14 protein-coding genes are annotated in these 16,687 nt (G+C 60.9%); 7 read left to right on the forward strand and 7 right to left on the reverse strand.

Features of this window, described 5'->3' with window-relative positions; genetic code table 11:
* Nucleotides 1–74 precede the first annotated feature (74 nt).
* Complete coding sequence (locus tag M0H32_RS12820; protein ID WP_248154543.1) at nucleotides 75–1,166, forward strand: LacI family DNA-binding transcriptional regulator; 1,092 nt, start codon at nucleotides 75–77, stop codon at nucleotides 1,164–1,166.
* Between the two features lie 75 nt (nucleotides 1,167–1,241).
* Here M0H32_RS12820 and M0H32_RS12825 read toward each other — a convergent pair whose 3' ends face one another.
* From M0H32_RS12825 to M0H32_RS12840, 4 genes are all read right to left on the reverse strand, one after another.
* Nucleotides 1,242–2,882 carry a BCCT family transporter gene (locus M0H32_RS12825; RefSeq protein WP_248154545.1) on the reverse strand — a complete coding sequence of 547 codons (1,641 nt, stop codon included), beginning with the start codon at nucleotides 2,880–2,882 and terminating at the stop codon, nucleotides 1,242–1,244.
* A gap of 25 nt (nucleotides 2,883–2,907) precedes the next feature.
* Complete coding sequence (locus tag M0H32_RS12830; protein WP_248154547.1) at nucleotides 2,908–3,321, reverse strand: universal stress protein; 414 nt, start codon at nucleotides 3,319–3,321, stop codon at nucleotides 2,908–2,910.
* 494 nt (nucleotides 3,322–3,815) lie between these two features.
* Entirely contained in the window at nucleotides 3,816–5,984 is a 2,169-nt protein-coding gene (locus M0H32_RS12835) for a diguanylate cyclase (protein ID WP_248154549.1), read from the reverse strand.
* Between the two features lie 152 nt (nucleotides 5,985–6,136).
* The gene (locus M0H32_RS12840; RefSeq protein ID WP_248154551.1) at nucleotides 6,137–7,318 is read right to left on the reverse strand and encodes a pyridoxal phosphate-dependent aminotransferase; all 1,182 of its coding nucleotides are present in this window, start codon (nucleotides 7,316–7,318) and stop codon (nucleotides 6,137–6,139) included.
* Nucleotides 7,319–7,528: 210 nt separating this feature from the next.
* On the opposite strand from M0H32_RS12840, the gene M0H32_RS12845 reads away from it, so the two are divergent.
* The 5 genes from M0H32_RS12845 (at nucleotide 7,529) to M0H32_RS12865 (ending at nucleotide 11,879) form a co-directional block, all read left to right on the forward strand.
* Nucleotides 7,529–8,611 carry a CobW family GTP-binding protein gene (locus M0H32_RS12845; protein ID WP_248154553.1) on the forward strand — a complete coding sequence of 361 codons (1,083 nt, stop codon included), beginning with the start codon at nucleotides 7,529–7,531 and terminating at the stop codon, nucleotides 8,609–8,611.
* A 12-nt stretch (nucleotides 8,612–8,623) separates the two neighbouring features.
* On the forward strand, nucleotides 8,624–9,601 hold the full coding sequence (locus tag M0H32_RS12850; protein WP_248154555.1) for a WD40 repeat domain-containing protein: 978 nt from the start codon (nucleotides 8,624–8,626) through the stop codon (nucleotides 9,599–9,601).
* A gap of 34 nt (nucleotides 9,602–9,635) precedes the next feature.
* Nucleotides 9,636–10,127: a DUF2937 family protein gene (locus tag M0H32_RS12855; protein ID WP_248154936.1), complete on the forward strand. Its 492-nt coding sequence runs from the start codon at nucleotides 9,636–9,638 to the stop codon at nucleotides 10,125–10,127.
* 99 nt (nucleotides 10,128–10,226) lie between these two features.
* Nucleotides 10,227–11,123 carry a LysR family transcriptional regulator gene (locus M0H32_RS12860; RefSeq protein WP_248154557.1) on the forward strand — a complete coding sequence of 299 codons (897 nt, stop codon included), beginning with the start codon at nucleotides 10,227–10,229 and terminating at the stop codon, nucleotides 11,121–11,123.
* A gap of 216 nt (nucleotides 11,124–11,339) precedes the next feature.
* Nucleotides 11,340–11,879, forward strand: coding sequence for a TetR/AcrR family transcriptional regulator (locus M0H32_RS12865; protein WP_282449352.1), 540 nt, complete (start codon nucleotides 11,340–11,342; stop codon nucleotides 11,877–11,879).
* A 69-nt stretch (nucleotides 11,880–11,948) separates the two neighbouring features.
* Here M0H32_RS12865 and M0H32_RS12870 read toward each other — a convergent pair whose 3' ends face one another.
* A complete protein-coding gene (locus M0H32_RS12870) occupies nucleotides 11,949–13,022 on the reverse strand; it encodes a Glu/Leu/Phe/Val dehydrogenase dimerization domain-containing protein (protein ID WP_282449353.1) in 1,074 nt (357 codons plus the stop codon).
* A 251-nt stretch (nucleotides 13,023–13,273) separates the two neighbouring features.
* Here M0H32_RS12870 and M0H32_RS12875 point away from each other — a divergent pair, with 251 nt between their 5' ends.
* Entirely contained in the window at nucleotides 13,274–15,181 is a 1,908-nt protein-coding gene (locus M0H32_RS12875) for a HoxN/HupN/NixA family nickel/cobalt transporter (protein ID WP_248154561.1), read from the forward strand.
* A 7-nt stretch (nucleotides 15,182–15,188) separates the two neighbouring features.
* Here the strand turns inward: M0H32_RS12875 and M0H32_RS12880 are convergent, their stop codons facing one another.
* The gene (locus M0H32_RS12880) at nucleotides 15,189–15,947 is read right to left on the reverse strand and encodes a gamma-glutamyl-gamma-aminobutyrate hydrolase family protein (RefSeq protein ID WP_248154563.1); all 759 of its coding nucleotides are present in this window, start codon (nucleotides 15,945–15,947) and stop codon (nucleotides 15,189–15,191) included.
* A 70-nt stretch (nucleotides 15,948–16,017) separates the two neighbouring features.
* Nucleotides 16,018–16,686: a response regulator transcription factor gene (locus tag M0H32_RS12885; protein ID WP_248154565.1), complete on the reverse strand. Its 669-nt coding sequence runs from the start codon at nucleotides 16,684–16,686 to the stop codon at nucleotides 16,018–16,020.
* Nucleotide 16,687: the final 1 nt, after the last annotated feature.

Below are 16,687 nucleotides of genomic sequence, written 5' to 3' on the forward strand. Positions count from 1 at the left end.
AAAACCTGTTTACCGCGGTGGCCGGGGGCTATAACGGTTCCTCCCATCGCCGCCGCGGTTACCGAGAAAAATGAATGTCTGAAGACAACGGATCCAAGCCTGCCATGCCGGACCTTCCACCCAAACCCGGCAAGCGGCTGACGCTTGGACATATCGCCGACCAGCTGGGCATCTCAACGGCGACAGTGTCGCTGGCGCTCAGGGACAGCCCGCTGGTTGCCGAGGAGACCCGGGAGAAGGTCAAGCAGACCGCCCAGGAAATCGGCTATATCTACAACCGCTCCGCGGCCTCCCTGCGCACCGCGCGCAGCCAGATTGTCGGCGTCGCGGTGCATGACATTCTCAATCCCTATTTCGCCGAAGTGTTTTCCGCGCTGGAAGACGTTCTGGAGGAGCAGGGGCAGATGATCTTCATCAGCAACCACCGGGACGACGTCAAGCGCCAGCGTGCCTTCGTGAACACGCTGCTGCAGCACCGTGCGGACGGGCTGATCCTGTGTCCGTCTGTCGGCACGTCCGCGGAAGAGATCAACCGCCTGGTGGACCAGGGCATTCCGGTCACGCTGGTCGCGCGTGAAGTGCCCGGCGTCTGGGCGCCCTGCGTGCGCGGTGACGATATGAGCGGTACCTACCAGATGACCAAGCACCTGATCCAGCAGGGCCACAAGGACATCGCCATGGTCGGCGGCCGCCGGGACAGTTCGACCGGACGTTTTCGCAACGCGGGCTGGCGCAAGGCGCTGGAAGATGCCGGCATGAACCCTGACGACCAGCTCGATCTGCCGGAGCTGATGACCCAGGCCGACGGCCGGGCCGCCGTTCCGAAAATCCTGGAGGCCAAGAAACGGCCGACGGCAATTGTCGCCTTCAACGATCTGGTCGCGCTCGGGTTGATGACCACGTTCCGCCGTGCCGGGATCGAACCGGGACCGGACATTGCCATCACCGGCTATGACGACATCGACGGAGCCGATGCGCGCACGCCCGCACTGACCACCGTCTCCGCCCAGCCGGACAAGATCGGACGGTTGGCGGCTCTGACGCTTCTGCGCCAGATCGCCGGTGACCGGGTGCCGAACACACCGATCGTGATCGAGCCGGAGGCGCGCATCCGGGAAAGTTCGCCACCGCCGGGCGTGCGCCTTGCGCCAAAACTCGCTGATTAGCCTTATCCGGCATCACAGATGAAGAACGGGCGGCCACCGGCCGCCCGTTCTTGTTTTCCGAGGTGTTGATCCGCGTCACCGCGGCTCGTCCATGAGGCCCTTGATGATGGTGTAGCAGGAAAGAAGCAGCACGATGGTGAACGGGAAGCCCGTCGAAACCGCCATGGCCTGCAGCGCGCCAAGCCCACCGCCGAGCAGCAGGGCGATGGCGACCAGTCCCTCGAAGGTGCACCAGAACACGCGCTGGGACACCGGCGCGTCAACCTTGCCGCCCGCAGTGATCGTGTCGATCACCAGGGAGCCGGAATCCGACGAGGTGACGAAGAACACGATCACCAGGATGATGGCGATGAAAGAGGTGATCGACGCCATGGGCAGATCGGCGAGCATGCCGAACAGCGACAGTTCCGGGCTGTAGCTGGCGATCACATATTGATGCACCTGGCTGTCGGCACCCTTGGCCAGAACCTGCTCGATGGCGGTGCCGCCAAAGGCCGTCATCCAGATAACCGAGACGATGGTCGGGATGATCAGCACGCAGACCACGAACTCGCGCACGGTGCGGCCGCGGCTGACCCGGGCAATGAACATGCCCACAAACGGCGACCAGGAGATCCACCAGGCCCAGTAGAACGATGTCCAGCCCTGGCGGAATCCGTCATCTTCCCGGCCGAAGGGCATCGACAGAGGAACGATATCCCGGGCATAGGCGCTGAGGTTGGAGACGAAGTCAGACGCCAGCTGTGCCGTCGGGCCGGCAAAGATGACGAAGACCAGCAGCAGCGCCGCGATCAGCATGTTGATTTCGGACAGAACCTTGACGCCGCCATCGAGGCCGCGCAGCACCGAGATCAGCGCAATCGCGGTGATGCCGATGATCAGAACGATCTGGGCGGTGTTGCCGACGGGGATGCCGAAGACGAAGTTGAGGCCTGCATTGGCCTGCTGGGCGCCGAAGCCGAGCGACGTTGCCAGTCCGAAAAGGGTGGCGAACACGGCAAGGATGTCGACGATGTGGCCCGGCCAGCCCCAGGTGCGTTCGCCGAAGATCGGATAGAACACCGAGCGCATCGTCAGCGGCAGCCCTTTGTTGAAGGAGAACAGCGCCAGCGCCAGCGCCACAACGGCATAGATCGCCCAGGGGTGCAGGCCCCAGTGGAAGATCGTGGCCGCCATGCCCACCGCTTTCGCGGCGGCGACATTTTCCGGGATCAGATTGCCTTCGGCGTCGAACGGTTTTGGAACGCCGATCGGTTCGGAAAAGGCCATGTGATAGACCGGCTCAAGAACGCCGAAGAACATCAGGCCGATGCCCATGCCGGCGGCGAACAGCATCGCGAACCAGCCGAAATAGGTGTAGTCCGGATCGGCATCCTTGCCGCCGATACGGACATTGCCGAGCGGCGTCACGATCAGGGCCAGGCAGACCAGAACGAAGATGTTTCCGGAGATGATGAAGAACCAGTCGAGATTTGATGTCAGCCACTTGCGCATGGCGTCGAAGACAGGGCCGACCTCCGTCTGAAAGGCAAGGGTCAAGAAGACGAAGGCGACGATGGCCAGTCCCGAGACCAGGAAGACAGGGTTGTGGATGTCGAGACTGAAGGGACCGACGCTGGTTTCGATATTGTCCTGGCCGATCTCGTATTCGGTGTCGATGATGTTGGCATCCCCTTCAGGATCCGGGATGCCCTGGTTGCTTGTGCTGTCGCTCATGGCGCGTTCCTTGTGTTCGCGATGATTATCTGACGAGGAAGACCGAGACATCCGCATGGCTTGCGAGACGTCCGCCATTGGACGGCCAGAGATGATCCGCGATGTTGGGAATGTGCGTCTGCATGACCACCAGATCCGCGCCGGTCTCGTGAACGGCCTTCAGAAGCCCGTCGTCGAGGTCGATGGACGGATCGTGGGTGAAGACGGCGTGGCCCGAGGCCTGCATACCGAGTTTCGAGCCCTGTTCGGCGGCGAAGGCATCAAGTTTTTTCCGGAATTCATCCGGCGTGTGTGCCAGGGGACTCGGTGCGGCAGTTGTCACGGCGGCAAAAACCACCGGGATATTGTCCTGCTTCGCCAGATAAGCGCCTGTCGAAACAGCCTTTTCCAGCTTATCCGCATGACTTAGGTCAATTGGAATGAGTATTTTTTTGAACAAATGTCCCTCCCAGGTCTGTTTCGGCAAGAAATGACAAGTCAAGCCGGTGAGGTGATCCTGCGGAGAGTTCGCTATTTTAGTTTTGTTTTATGTTCCGATTATTGAAATCACTCCGCCCGACTAACGGTACTGTTGCATGGAGGGGCGCTTGCGTCAAAAGAACGGCAATATGGTGCTGTCAGGCGACACATGCGCCTGTCAGCACTCGGAATTGAGCTTTGGCTCGGGGTGTTTGGGGCTATGGGGACTTGGGATTTGGCCTTGATCCGTGCCAAACCCCTTCGGGACGCGACGGATTTCGGTCCCGGGAGCGTCGGAATGTCCTTGGGGGCTAGTGTTGTGAATTTGAAATTCGCCTCATTGTTGCAGCGACCATCGAAGCGAATTTCAAATTCGAAAACCACACTAGAAACATATGCTTGCTAGTCACCCTTTGGAATCTGAAGCTCGTTCCGAGTGTGCCGGGAAATAAGACGAACTTCAGATTCGGGTGACTAGAGAGCCACAGCCCTCTCAGGCTCCCCCACAAAGGCAACGCACTTGTTGCGGCCCGTGGATTTGGCTTCGTAAAGGGCCGTGTCCGCCTTCTGCATCAGCGTGGAGAACTCGACATCCTCACGGGCGGCGGCAGCGAGACCCATGCTGCACGTGACCGTCTGATCGACTTGAGCCAGCTGGCATTCCTCGATGATCTTGAGGCGCAGCCGCTCGCAGACAAGCATGGCGTCGTCCATGTTGGTGTTGTGAAGGATCATGCAGAATTCCTCGCCGCCGACACGGCCGAAGACATCGACCGCGCGCAGGGCGCCGCCGACGACATCGGAAAACAGCTTGAGAACCTCATCGCCGGTGGCGTGACCATGCAGGTCGTTGATCTGCTTGAACTTGTCGATGTCCATCATCACAGCGGTGAAGGGGCGCTTGGTCCGGCGGAAGCGCTGTACTTCCGTGTTGGCACGTTCCAGGAAGGCACGGCGGTTGAGAATCTGGGTGAGGTCGTCGATGCTGGCGACCCGCTCCAGATTGATCTTGGCATCCATCAGGGCCTGGTGGTCGCGCTGGCGGGCGATTTCGTGCCCGACCCAGTCGGCGAACTGGCGTACGATCTGGATGTCCGACGGCGTGAAGGCACGCTTGCGCGAGTCCGGTCCGCTGAAATTGATGGTTCCGTGAACCTCGCCGTCGACCAGCAGCGGCGCGCCGATATAGCTTTCCAGCTTGAAGATCTCGTAGCAGGGGTGCTTCACGAATTCCGAGTTTTCGGCGCTCGAGGTTGCAAGCGGCTCGTTGGACTTAAGTGTCAAGACACAATAGGTGTCCTCCAGCGGGAAGGACGTGCCGGGCACGAGTTCGCCCGCGGGGCTGTGCGCGTGGGTGATGGTATAGTGGTCGTCAATCACGTGGCTGATGATGCCAAATGGCAGATCGAAATGCTCCGTGCCCAGACGCAGGATTTCGGCGATCTTGTCCTCGTGGCCAAGTTCGCGCGTCGACGTGATCTGATAAAGCTCGGCGAGCGTGCGTTCCGTCTTCTTGCGGTCGGTGTTGTCCGAGATCAGCACGACAATACCTTCGACTGAGCCGTCCTCGGAAAGGCGCGGATTGCAGTTCATCAGACACTCACGATGAACGCCGTCGGGAAAATGAAAACTGACTTCCGAGGATACTTTTTTACCTTTCGAGGCCTTTTCGAAGATGGCCCTTACGTTTTCGCGTTCTTTCCACGGCAGGCGGTCGCGCAGACGGGTGCCGACGAGATTCTCGGGTGCGTCAGCAAACCATTCGCAGCCGGTCTTATTTATGAATACGCAGTACCCGTCCGGATCGACCTCCGTGATGCTGGCGTCAATGTTGTCTGCCATGAGATGGACATTGCGGTAGGCGTTCTCGGCCTGGGCGCGGGCTTGCTTTAGTTCGGTGATGTCGGCGCGAATGCCGGCGATACCACCGTTTCTCGTTCGTCTTTCAGAAACCCGCAGCCAGCGGCCATCGGCAAGATTCTGCTCGAGGACCGCACCGTCCGCTGCATGGTGGCGGTTCAGTCGGTCGGCGAGCCATTCCTCGTCTGTTTGACCGTCTGTGTCATACTGGTTTCTGTTCAGACCGAAACGCAGGATATCCTCGAACCTGTTGCCCGGAAACATCGCTGGCGCGGAGTGTGCGTAAATCTCGCGATATTGATCGTTGCAGATGATAAGCCGGTCTTCGCTGTCATACAGCGCAAAGCCTTCGGTGATGGCTTCAAGCGCGTCTTCCAGCGTGAGCGCGATATCGCTGAGCTTGGATTCCAGCGCTTTCCGCTCGGCCTGGTCGCGGGCAATGAAAAGGAGACCGCTCAACTTGTGCTCGGTGTCGAACAATGGCGCGCTGACAACCTCGACGGAGGCGGTCTCTCCGTTGCCAAGCATCAACTCCAGATCATAGGCTCTGCGGTGGCGTTGATCTGAAGGCGACTTGTAAAGCTCGCCCATATTTTCGAATTGCGTGGGGTCGGTAAAAAAACGTTCGGTGGTCGAGCCGACAAGCTCGTCGCGACTGGCGCGCAGGAGCTCTTCCATGGCCTTGTTGACGAAGGTGATCGTTCGCTCGGAATTGGTGACAAGCACACATTCGTTGAGGTCGCCGAACGATTGTTCAAGATCCAGGGTTATGCATTCAGCCATTTCCATCCCCGCAGTCACGCCTTTGATCGAGCATCGGATATATTCAAGACAATAAAAGTTTAATAAAAGGGATACGTAACGGAAGAAACAGGGCGGGAAGCGTCTTTGATCTGATTTTATCTGTCATTGTAATCGTAAATATTACGTAGGGTTCATGTCTTGGGGTTTTCATCAAGAAAATCACCGATGCGCTTGAGGGCTTCTTCAATGTTTTTCGTCGAATTTGCATAGGACAATCTGATGTATCCCTCGCCCAGGACGCCAAAGTCCGGCCCGCCGATTGTCGCAACACCCGCCTCTTCCAGAAGAGCGGATGCGAGTTCTTTGGATTTCCAGCCGGTGGCCTTGATGTTCGGATAAGCGTAAAACGCTCCGAGCGGTGTCCGGCAGCCGACGCCGTCGATGGCGTTGAGGCCGTCGACCGTGACCTGGCGGCGGCCGTCAAACTCACGGACCATGTCCTGAACGGCTGTCTGCGGCCCGGTGAGTGCGGCAAGGGCACCGTATTGCGCCGGCGCGTTGACGCAGGACCAGGCGTTGACGCCCAGCTTGCGGGCCTTGTCGATCAGGCTGTCCGGCCACAATGAAAAGCCCATGCGCCAGCCGGTCATGGCGTAGGTCTTTGACCAGCCGTCGAGCAGGATCAGCCTGTCCCTGATGGCTTCGAAGGTCAGAAGGGAGACGTGCTCTATGCCATCATAGGTCATCTGCGAATAGATTTCGTCGGAGAGGATCGCGACGTCTGGATGGCGCTCAAGCCCCTGGACCAGCTTTTCGATCTCGGCACGCGGTGTCACACCGCCGGTCGGGTTGGCGGGGGAATTCAGGATCAAAAGCCGGGTTCTGTCAGTGATCAGCGAAAGCGTTTCTTCGGCCGAAAAGGCAAAGTCGTTCTCCTCGCGGATCGGCACCGGCACGGGAAGGGCGCCGGTGAACTCGATCATCGAGCGATAGATCGGAAATCCCGGGTCCGGATACAGGATGTCGACGCCCGGTTCGCCGAACATCAGGATCGCCAGGAACATGGTGACCTTGCCGCCCGGAACGATCAGGACATTGTCCGGGTCGGTTGCGACCCCGTGCCGTGTGTGCAGATCCGCGCTGACCGCCTCGCGCAAGGGCGCGATACCGGTGGCGGGGGTGTAGCCGTGATGGCCGTCCCTGAGCGCCTTGACCGCCGCCTCGACAATATGTTCCGGGGTTTTGAAATCCGGCTGGCCGATGCCAAGATTGATAATGTCACGGCCCTTTGCCGCGAGTTCCGTTGCCCGCGCCAGGACAGCGAAGGCGTTTTCCTCGCCGATCCGGTCAAATCCGGCAATCGTGTGCAGCATGCGGCTCTCCTGCGATGTCTCAAACAGTTTGAAGGTAAAGCTTGCGCGAAGCTTTTGGAAAGGCGTTCAAGCCGTCTAATGGTTCGCTGGCATGCAAAGCCGGGAAATTTTCCGGCGGCTCTCCCATTGCGCCATCGATATGCTTATATTCGCGCCCAAGAGGCCTGCCAGGCAGGCCAGCAAACCACCCTCACGCCAGGAAGTTGCGCAATGACTGCGACCCAGGACGCGCCGGCCCAGATCCCCGTTACCGTTTTGACGGGTTATCTCGGAGCCGGAAAAACCACTCTTCTCAACCGGATCCTGACCGAAAACCACGGCCAGCGCTATGCGGTGATCGTCAATGAATTCGGCGAAGTCGGCATCGACAACGATCTTCTGGTCGAATCGGACGAAGAAATCTTCGAGATGAACAATGGCTGCATCTGCTGCACGGTGCGCGGCGACCTGATCCGCACCGTCCAGAATTTGATGAAGCGCAAGAACGCCTTCGACGCCATCATCGTGGAGACCACCGGTGTGGCGGATCCGGCGCCGGTCGCCCAGACCTTTTTCATGGATGACGACGTCCGTGCCTCGGCCAAGCTCGACGCCGTCGTCGCTGTCGTCGACGCGCGCCATGTGCTGCAGCGCCTGGAAGACACCGAGGAAGCCGAGGACCAGGTGGCTTTTGCCGATGTCATCCTGATCAACAAGACCGACCTGGTCAGCGTGGAAGAACTCGCCACCGTCGAAGCGCGGATCAAGGCGATCAACCCCTATGCCGTGCTTCACCGCAGCGAGCGCTGCGGTGTCGACATCGCCAAGGTGCTCGACCGAGGCGCCTTCGATCTCGACCGGATCCTGTCGCTCGACCCGCATTTCCTGGAACATGGCCATCATGAGCAAGAATGCGGTCCGGACTGCGACCATGATCATCACCACCACGATCATGACCACGGCCACGATCACCACCATCATCACGGGCACGGGCATCATCACCACGAAGAAGATCCGCATTCGGTGAAGAGCATCTCGCTGAGGGCCGGCGATCTCAACCCGGACATGTTCTTTCCCTGGATCAACCAGGTCACACAGATCCAGGGACCGAACATCCTGCGCATGAAAGGCATACTGGCTTTCAAGGACGACCCGCAGCGTTATGTGATCCAGGGCGTGCACATGATCGTCGAAGGCGATCATCAGCGTGACTGGAAGGCGGACGAGCCGCGCGAAAGCCGCCTCGTCTTCATCGGCCGCGATCTCAACTGGGATGTGCTGAAAGACAGTTTCCAGGCCTGCGCCGCGCAATAGGGATCGACCGCCTTGCCGACAATTGCACCTATCGACGTGGACGGCTTCGTCGTCCGCGCCGGCTTCTTGAAAGACAGCGCCTGGTTTGCCACGGGAGAGGGCGAGATCGCCTTTTCCGGGACGGGAGAAACCCGGTGCCGGCCGCACAAGGCGGGATTGCTCGCTGCGGAATGCACGCATGACGCGACCGGCCTGATCACCTCCGGGGACGATGGCTGCATCTACAGGACTGCGGGAGACGGATCTTCCGTACTTGTGGCGGAACGGCCGCGCAAGTGGATCGACCTGATCGCGGCGGGCCCGTCCGGCGCCGTGGCCTTTGCCAGCGGCCGCACCGCCTGGGTGCGGCTCGGCGACGGCCGCGAGAAGGAATTCGCCCATGAGCGCGCCGTTGGCGGGCTTGCCTTCGCGCCCAAGGGCATGCGCCTGGCGGTTTCCCGCTATGACGGCGCGACACTGTGGTGGGCGGGCACCGACGGCGCGCCTGTGGACCTCAGATGGAAGGGCGCCCATCTCGGCGTCAGTTTTTCGCCCGACGGCAAATATCTTGTCACGTCCATGCAGGAAAATGCCCTGCATGGTTGGCGGCTTTCCGATAGCCAGGACATGCGCATGACCGGATATCCGGCCAAGGTAAAGTCCTTCAGCTGGTCGCAAAAGGGCAAGTATCTGGCGACGTCCGGAGCGAATGCCGCCATCCTGTGGCCGTTCTTCGGCAAGACCGGTCCGATGGGCCAGACGCCGCTGCAACTGGGCACGCGCGGAGACAATCTGGTCAGCGCGGTTGCCTGCCATCCGCAGGAGGAGGTGGTTGCGGTCGGTTATCAGGATGGCATGATCCTGATGTGCCGGTTTGCCGACAATGCCGAGGTCCTGCTCCGGCGGCCCGGCCAGGGGCCGGTGTCGAGCATGGACTGGGACATGGCGGGCGACCGCCTTGTGTTTGGCACCGAGGCGGGCGAAGCCGGAATTGTCAGTCTCAGGGACTGAGTAAAGGGGACGGGAGGAGGGGCGTTTGGCGCGGGTGTTGATGCTGATCGTCATGCTGATGAGCGGAACGGCCACTTCCCAGTTGCCGGAATTTTCCCAGCAATACCGCCAGCGCCTGGGCGGGGCCATTGACGCGCTGGAGGAGATCCTGGCGGATTTCAACAGGGACGCGGCGGCGCACGGTCTGAGTTCCGCCGAGGCGATCGCGCGCCAGAAGGCCTCCGAGGACCCTTTCATCCAGGCGCGGGGCAACAGCATGATCAATGCCGAAATCCGGTTGAGCCGGCTGAAGCAGCAGCAGAGCGAGCTGGAAACCGCCGGGCCGGTTCAGCGGCTGATGATCTTTGCGCGCGGCTTCGATCCGCAGTTGGCCCAGGCCACGGCCGAAGATTACGAACCTGCTGTGCCGGTGACAGCGACGGGCTTTGCCGCGGCCGGCATCGGTGCGCTGGCCGGGCTCCTGGTGATGCGCATCCTGGTCGCCATCGGTCGTCTGGGGCGCAGACGCAAGCCGCGCAACCCGTGAGCCGCCCAAACCGTGAGCCATGGTCGCCGAAGGTCTTTGACGGTCGCGCGAAAAGTACGCTAAGCAAACGTCTCCAAAGTGGTCAGGGAAGGAAGCCGAATGGATGCGATTACGCGGATGCGCTGCTTCATTCAAGTTGTCGATTCAAACGGATTTTCCGCGGCTGCCAGGGAAATGGGCCGCTCCAAGGCGCTGGTCTCAAAATATGTCGGCGAGCTTGAAGATGAACTGGGTGTCCGGCTGTTGAACCGGACCACCCGCCAGGTGTCGCTGACCGAAGTCGGCGAGGCCTATTACAAGGAAGCGGTCGAGATCCTGCAGCGGATCGACGACCTTCAGGCCTCCGTTCAATCCTCGCATCAGGAAGTCCGCGGCAGGTTGCGGGTGTCCGCGCCCCGCTCCATGGGCGATGATCTGCTCAACCAGGCGATGATGCATTTTCTGGTCAGATATCCGGAAATCAACCTGGATCTCCGGCTGGAGGACCGGTTTGTGGACCTGGTCGAGGAAGGTTTCGATCTGGCGGTTCGCGTGACGCAGCTGGATGATTCCAGCCTGATCGCGCGCAAGATCGCACCGTTCCGGACGGTGGTCTGCGCCAGCCCCGCGGCAATCGAGCGTTTTGGCGCGCCCGGCGTGCCCCAGGACCTTGCCACCCGTCCCTGCATCATCGACACGAACTACCGCTACAAGCAGAACTGGGCCTTTTACGACAAGGGCGAGCGGCAGTCGGTGGCCGTGAAGGGGCCGCTGGAAGTCAACAGCGCCGCCGCCGCCCGCGAGGCTGCCTTGTGCGATCTTGGGTTTCTCAGGACGCCGCTGTTCTTTGTCTCCGAAGACATAGGCAGCGGCCGGCTGGTGACGCTTCTGGAAGAGTATGAAGAGCCGATGCGCGGGATATACGCGGTCTATCCCCATCGACGCCACCTGAGCGCCAAGGTGCGGGCCTTTGTCGACTTCCTGGTGGAGTGGTATGCGGACAAACCCAAGTGCTGACGGCCCCGCCGTGAGCATTCCTTTGCTCTCAGGGCGGCTCGCATGTTTTTGCGATGTTGAAAAGCACACCGGCTGCCATATCCAGGCAGGCACGTGACGGCGGGGCGTACCGGGAGTAGGCGCCAAGTCCGTGGTTATACTTAGATCGTTCTAGAATATTTTTTCCAGGCGAAGGTAAAACTTGAAAATTGTCTCGGCAACACCCACAGTCAAAACATGAATGACGCTCAGGAACAAATTGCGGCTCGTCTTGAGCAGGTGTTCTGGAGCCGGGGGTTCGCGGAGCCGAGTGTGCCCGAACTCAGGGCCGGTGTCGGCGTCAGCATGCGCACGCTCTACCGTCATTTCCCCTCCCGGGAAGCCATGGTGCTGGGCGCGTTGGAACACCGCCACCGCCGCTACCTGACATATGTGCGTGAAGGCGTTCGCGAGCCCGGGCTGGCGGCCGCCGAACAGCTTTTCGACAAGCTGGGTGGCTGGATGCGCATGACCGAGGGCAAGGAATGTCTGTTTCGTCAGGCACTGGCGGCCAATCCGGACAGCGGCGACATCGAGGCGATGGTCAAGCGCCACAAGGGCGAGCTGCTGCGTTTTTTCGGCGAACTTGCCGGCAAGGACCAGTTCGCGACCCAGCTATACCTGCTTCATGAGGGCGTGACCGCCTGCTATGCTGAAATGGGCGAGACTGCGGTCGAGGACGCCAAGCTGCTGGTGCGCCAGATGTTCAAATCCGCGAACGAGCGGCAGCTCTCCTGAAAATTTCTCTCAGCAACAAAAAAACGGCGGTTTGACCGCCGTTTTCTGTTTCGGCTCTTGAGGGATGCGTCAGGCGGCCTTGGCCTTGGCCAGCCGCTCTTCCGCCATGGTGTCGGCGACCTGTTCCGGCGTGGTCTCTTCTTTTGCGGCCCGCTCAAAGATGGTGGTCAGGGTGTCGCCGATGGCAAAGGTCTTTTGGCGCACCAGGTTGTCGCCGCCTTCGGGCGTTGCCAGCGCAATGGAGATCACGCCGCCTGCGTTGATCGCATAATCGGGTGCGTAAAGAATGCCGCGCTTGCGCAGGGCGATACCGTCCGCCGGGGTTTCCAGCTGGTTGTTGGCGGCTCCTGCGACGATCTTGGCCTGGATGTGCGGAACGGTCCGGGCGTTCAGGCCGGCACCGAGCGCGCAGGGCACGAAGATGTCCGCGTCGACCATATGGGCTTCGCCCGGATCGACGGCCGTGGCGCCAAAGGTTTCGATCGCCTTCAAGACGGCCGGGGCATGAATGTCGGAGACAATCAGCCTGGCGCCGGCGGCGTGCAACTGGCGGGCAACGTCGTAGCCGACATGGCCGAGACCCTGGACGGAGACTGTCTTGCCGTCGAGATCGCTGCTGCCGAATACATGTTTGGCCGAGGCCTTGATGCCTTCGAAGACGCCGAGCGCGGTGTAGGGGGAGGGGTCACCGAGGCCAGTGGCACTGGTGCCGCGCACATGATCGGTGTGGCGGGCGACCGTTTCCATGTCGTCCGGAGAAACGCCGACATCTTCCGCGGTGATATAGGTGCCGGACAGGCGCTCGACATGCCGGCCGAAGGCTTCCATCAGGGCCGGGGTCTTGTCCTTGCGTGGATCCGCGATGATCACCGCCTTGCCGCCGCCGAGATCGAGACCGGCCAGGGAATTCTTGTAGGTCATGCCGCGGGACAGGCGCAGGGCGTCGGTCAGGGCGTCGGCCGGCTTCTCATAGGGCCAGACACGGCAACCGCCGAGGGCCGGGCCCAGGGTGGTGTCGTGGACGGCAATGATCGCGCGCAAACCGGTGTCCGTGTCCTGAACGAAAACCACGTCTTCATGGCCGTTCATTTCCGGATGGTCGAAAACCGCGCTGTGATAAACAGATGTGTGCAAGGCGTTCATAGCTGGCTCAGTAAGGTGGTTGTTGTTGTGAATATTTTACGCCGAGATCCGGGAATAATGTCTTTATTCTCCTCATTTCCCGTCATACCTAGGCTGAAATGTTCCTGAATCAGCTGAAAGGAACGAAAATCATTCCCTCGAGATTTTGCGCCGCGAAACACGGCCTGTCATCTTCCTGCCGTCTTCTCTGGCCATGGCTTGCCGAACGTGCCATGTAAACATATTACATTTCCAATCGAAGAGCGTTGATCGTGCGGTTCCAAATTGCTCCGTTGAACTGGTTCTGTCTGAAACTGGGTCGCAGATTGGTTCTGGGCCTTGCTGTCCTGCTGGCCACTGTGGCCGGGCTTGCGGCGCATCCGCATGTCTTTGTCGAGGCGCGCTCGAAGCTGGTGTTCGACGATGCCGGCGACGCCGTCGCAGTCCGCCATGTTTTCCGGTTCGACGATGCCTTCACGGCCTTTGCCATTCAGGGTTTCGACAAAAACAATGACGGGGTCTATTCGCGCGAAGAGTTGAGCGAATTGGCTGAGGTCAATATCGAGAGCATGGCCGATTTCGGCTATTTCACCTTCGGCGACAACACCAGGATCGAACTCGATTTCAAGGCGCCGACGGATTATTGGCTCGAAGTGGCCACGGTGCCGCTGAAAGACTATTGGGCGATGAAGCCGGAAGACTTCGAAGCCATGCGGGAAGACGTCGACATGAACGGCGGTTCCATGCCGGAAACGGTGGATCTGCTCGAGCTGCATTTCACCTTGCCGCTCAAGGACGCCAGCGACGCCGACCAGCCGATCACGCTTGATGTCTATGACCCGACCTATTACGTCGATTTCCGCTTCGGTCAGGAAGCGGACGCCGTCGGCACCGTAAACGCGCCTGGGACCTGCAGGGTCACACGCAATGAGCCGCCGCCGCTCGATGATGCCACGGCCTATGCGCTTTCCCAGATCGGTCCGGACCAGCGCGACCTGCCGCCGGAGCTGCAGTCAGCGGCCGCGACCCAGATCAACCAGATGATCGTGACCTGCGCCGCCACCGCGGCGCCTGCGGGCGCAGCACCGAAAACGACGGCTGCCGAGGCAATCGCGGCGGCGACGTCCGATCCCGAGGCCCCCGGAATGTCAAACGCCGAACAGAAAAGAGCGGACGATGTCACCGCCGCCGTTCAACAGGATCTCGTCGTTATCGACGGCGTGAACCAGCCGGCGGTGCAGGTCGGGTTCCTTGATGAGGTTTTCGGCACGATCGCCGCCAAGCAGAAGGACTTCTACCAGGCGCTGGTCGCCAGTCTGAGAACGTTCCGGAGCAACCCGAATGCCGGATGGCTGCTGATGGGCCTGTCCTTTGCCTACGGCGTTTTCCATGCGGCGGGGCCGGGTCACGGCAAGGCGATCATTACGTCCTACGTGGTCGCGAACAATGAAACGCTGCGCAAGGGCATTGTTCTGTCCTTCGCCTCCGCCTTCGCGCAGGCGGTGACCGCCATCGTTCTGGTGGGTGGGCTCGCGGTGGTGTTCAACCTGACCAGCATCGCCATCCAGGACACAGCACTCTGGTTCGAGATCGGATCTTATGTGCTGATCACGGCCCTTGGCGGTTGGCTGCTGTGGCAGAAAGCGGCACGACCGCTGTTGTCCAGCTTCGCCGGAAGCGCCGCCAACGAGGGCCTGGCGTTCGCCGGTGCCGGCCATGGTCATTCTCACGGCCACCATCACCACCATGATCACAGTCATGGGCATCACCATCATGACCATGAAATCGGACCGGATGGGGTCTGTTCGACCTGCGGTCACGCGCATGCGCCGACACCGGACATGATCCAGGGCAAGATCACCCTGGCCCGGGCCGCATCCATCATTCTGGCGGTCGGGCTGCGTCCCTGCACCGGCGCACTCGTGGTTCTGGTCTTTGCCCTGTCCCAGGGCATGATCGCGGCCGGCATCGCCTCGACGCTTGCCATGGCCGTCGGCACGGGCATCACGGTGTCGCTGCTGGCCGGACTTGCCGTCGGTGCCAAGGACCTTTCTGTCCGGCTCTTCGGAGAAGGCAGCCCGATGGCCAACCGCATTCACAGGACCATCGAAATCGTCGGGGCGGCCGTGGTGTTCCTACTCGGACTGACGCTGCTGATCGCGGCGGTCGGCTGGGGCTGAAGACGAATTACAGCCCGAGCCGCTTGACCCGGTAGGCGCGCACGGCGTCGCCAAACGCTTCAAACAGTCTCTTCGACGGCCCATCGGTCATGACCCAATATTCCGGGTGCCATTGGGTGGCGAGCACATAGCCGGCGCTGTCGCGAATGGACGCGGCCTCAATGGTGCCGTCTTCCGCGACCGCCTCGGCTGTCAATGCGTTGCCAAGCACGCCAACGGCCTGCCGGTGCAGGGAATTGACCTCAAACGGTTCCTCGCCGAGCACGGCTGCGAGGCAGCCGCCGCTGCTCACTTCCACCGGATGGGCAATGCGGAAGCGCTCGTCCTGCTGGTCGGAGGTCGGCGCGCGGTGGTCGTTCCGGCCCTCCAGGTCCTGGATTTCCGTATGAAGCGTTCCGCCCAGGGCGACATTCAGCTCCTGCATGCCCCGGCAGATGGCAAACACCGGAATGCCGCGTTCGACAGCGCGTTTCAGCAGAGGAAGCGTCGTGCTGTCGCGGGCAGGATCGTAGGGACCGTTTTCTTCCGTCGGTGCTTCGCCATAGAGCTCCGGATTGACATTGGAACGGGATCCCGTCGCCAGAACGCCGTCGACTTGATCCAACGCAGCGTCCAGATCCAGGTCGGCGCCGAGGGACGGCAGGATCATTGGAATGGCGTCCGAGCCTTTCACGACGGCCTGCAGATAGGTCGAGGTGGCGGCATGCCAGTTATAGCCCTCGATGGATTTCACATCGGCGGTTACCAGGACGAGCGGTTTGGTCATTTGGAAGCCTGCGGAGAAGTGAGAATCAGGTCTCGAAATTAGAATGTGATCACAAAATAGAGGGCTTTTGTCAGTCCAGCAATCCCAGATCCTGCGCGACCTTGTAAAGTTGGGCGGCATTCTTGTTGCCGACCTTTTCGCGCAGGTTCAGACGGTGGGATTCCACCGTGCGCACGGAGATGCCGAGCTCCTTGGCGACTTCCTTGTTGGGCTGGCCCTTGGCGATCGCTGTCAGGACCTGGCGTTCCCGGTCCGTCAGGCCGTAAGGGTCCTCCACCGGCGCGGAGGTGCCGGAGCCGACCAGGGTGGGGCCGACGGCGGAAGAAAAATAATAGCCGCCATTGGCGACGCTGGTGATCGCGGTGATCATTTCCGCCGCGGATATGTCCTTCAGGATGTAGCCGCGCGCACCGGCCTGGACAACGCCGCGCACATATTCCGGATTGTCATAGACGGACAGGATCAGGACGGCGACCTGCGGCAGCGTCTTGCGGATCTGGGTGGCCGCTTCCAGGCCGTTCATCACCGGCATGGAGACATCCATCAGGAGCACGTCCGGCCGCAGTTCCTCGGCCAGCGCCAGAGCGTCGCGTCCGTTGGTCGCTTCGCCGACGACTTCCAGCTCCGGCACCTTGCGCAATCTGGCGCGTATGCCGTCACGCACCAGCTCATGGTCGTCGGCAAGAAGCACCCTGATGGGTCTGGTGAAGGATCTGGGGGAAGGTGAATGCACTGTCATA

This window comes from Roseibium sediminicola (assembly GCF_023156505.1).
Lineage (GTDB): Bacteria > Pseudomonadota > Alphaproteobacteria > Rhizobiales > Stappiaceae > Roseibium > Roseibium sediminicola.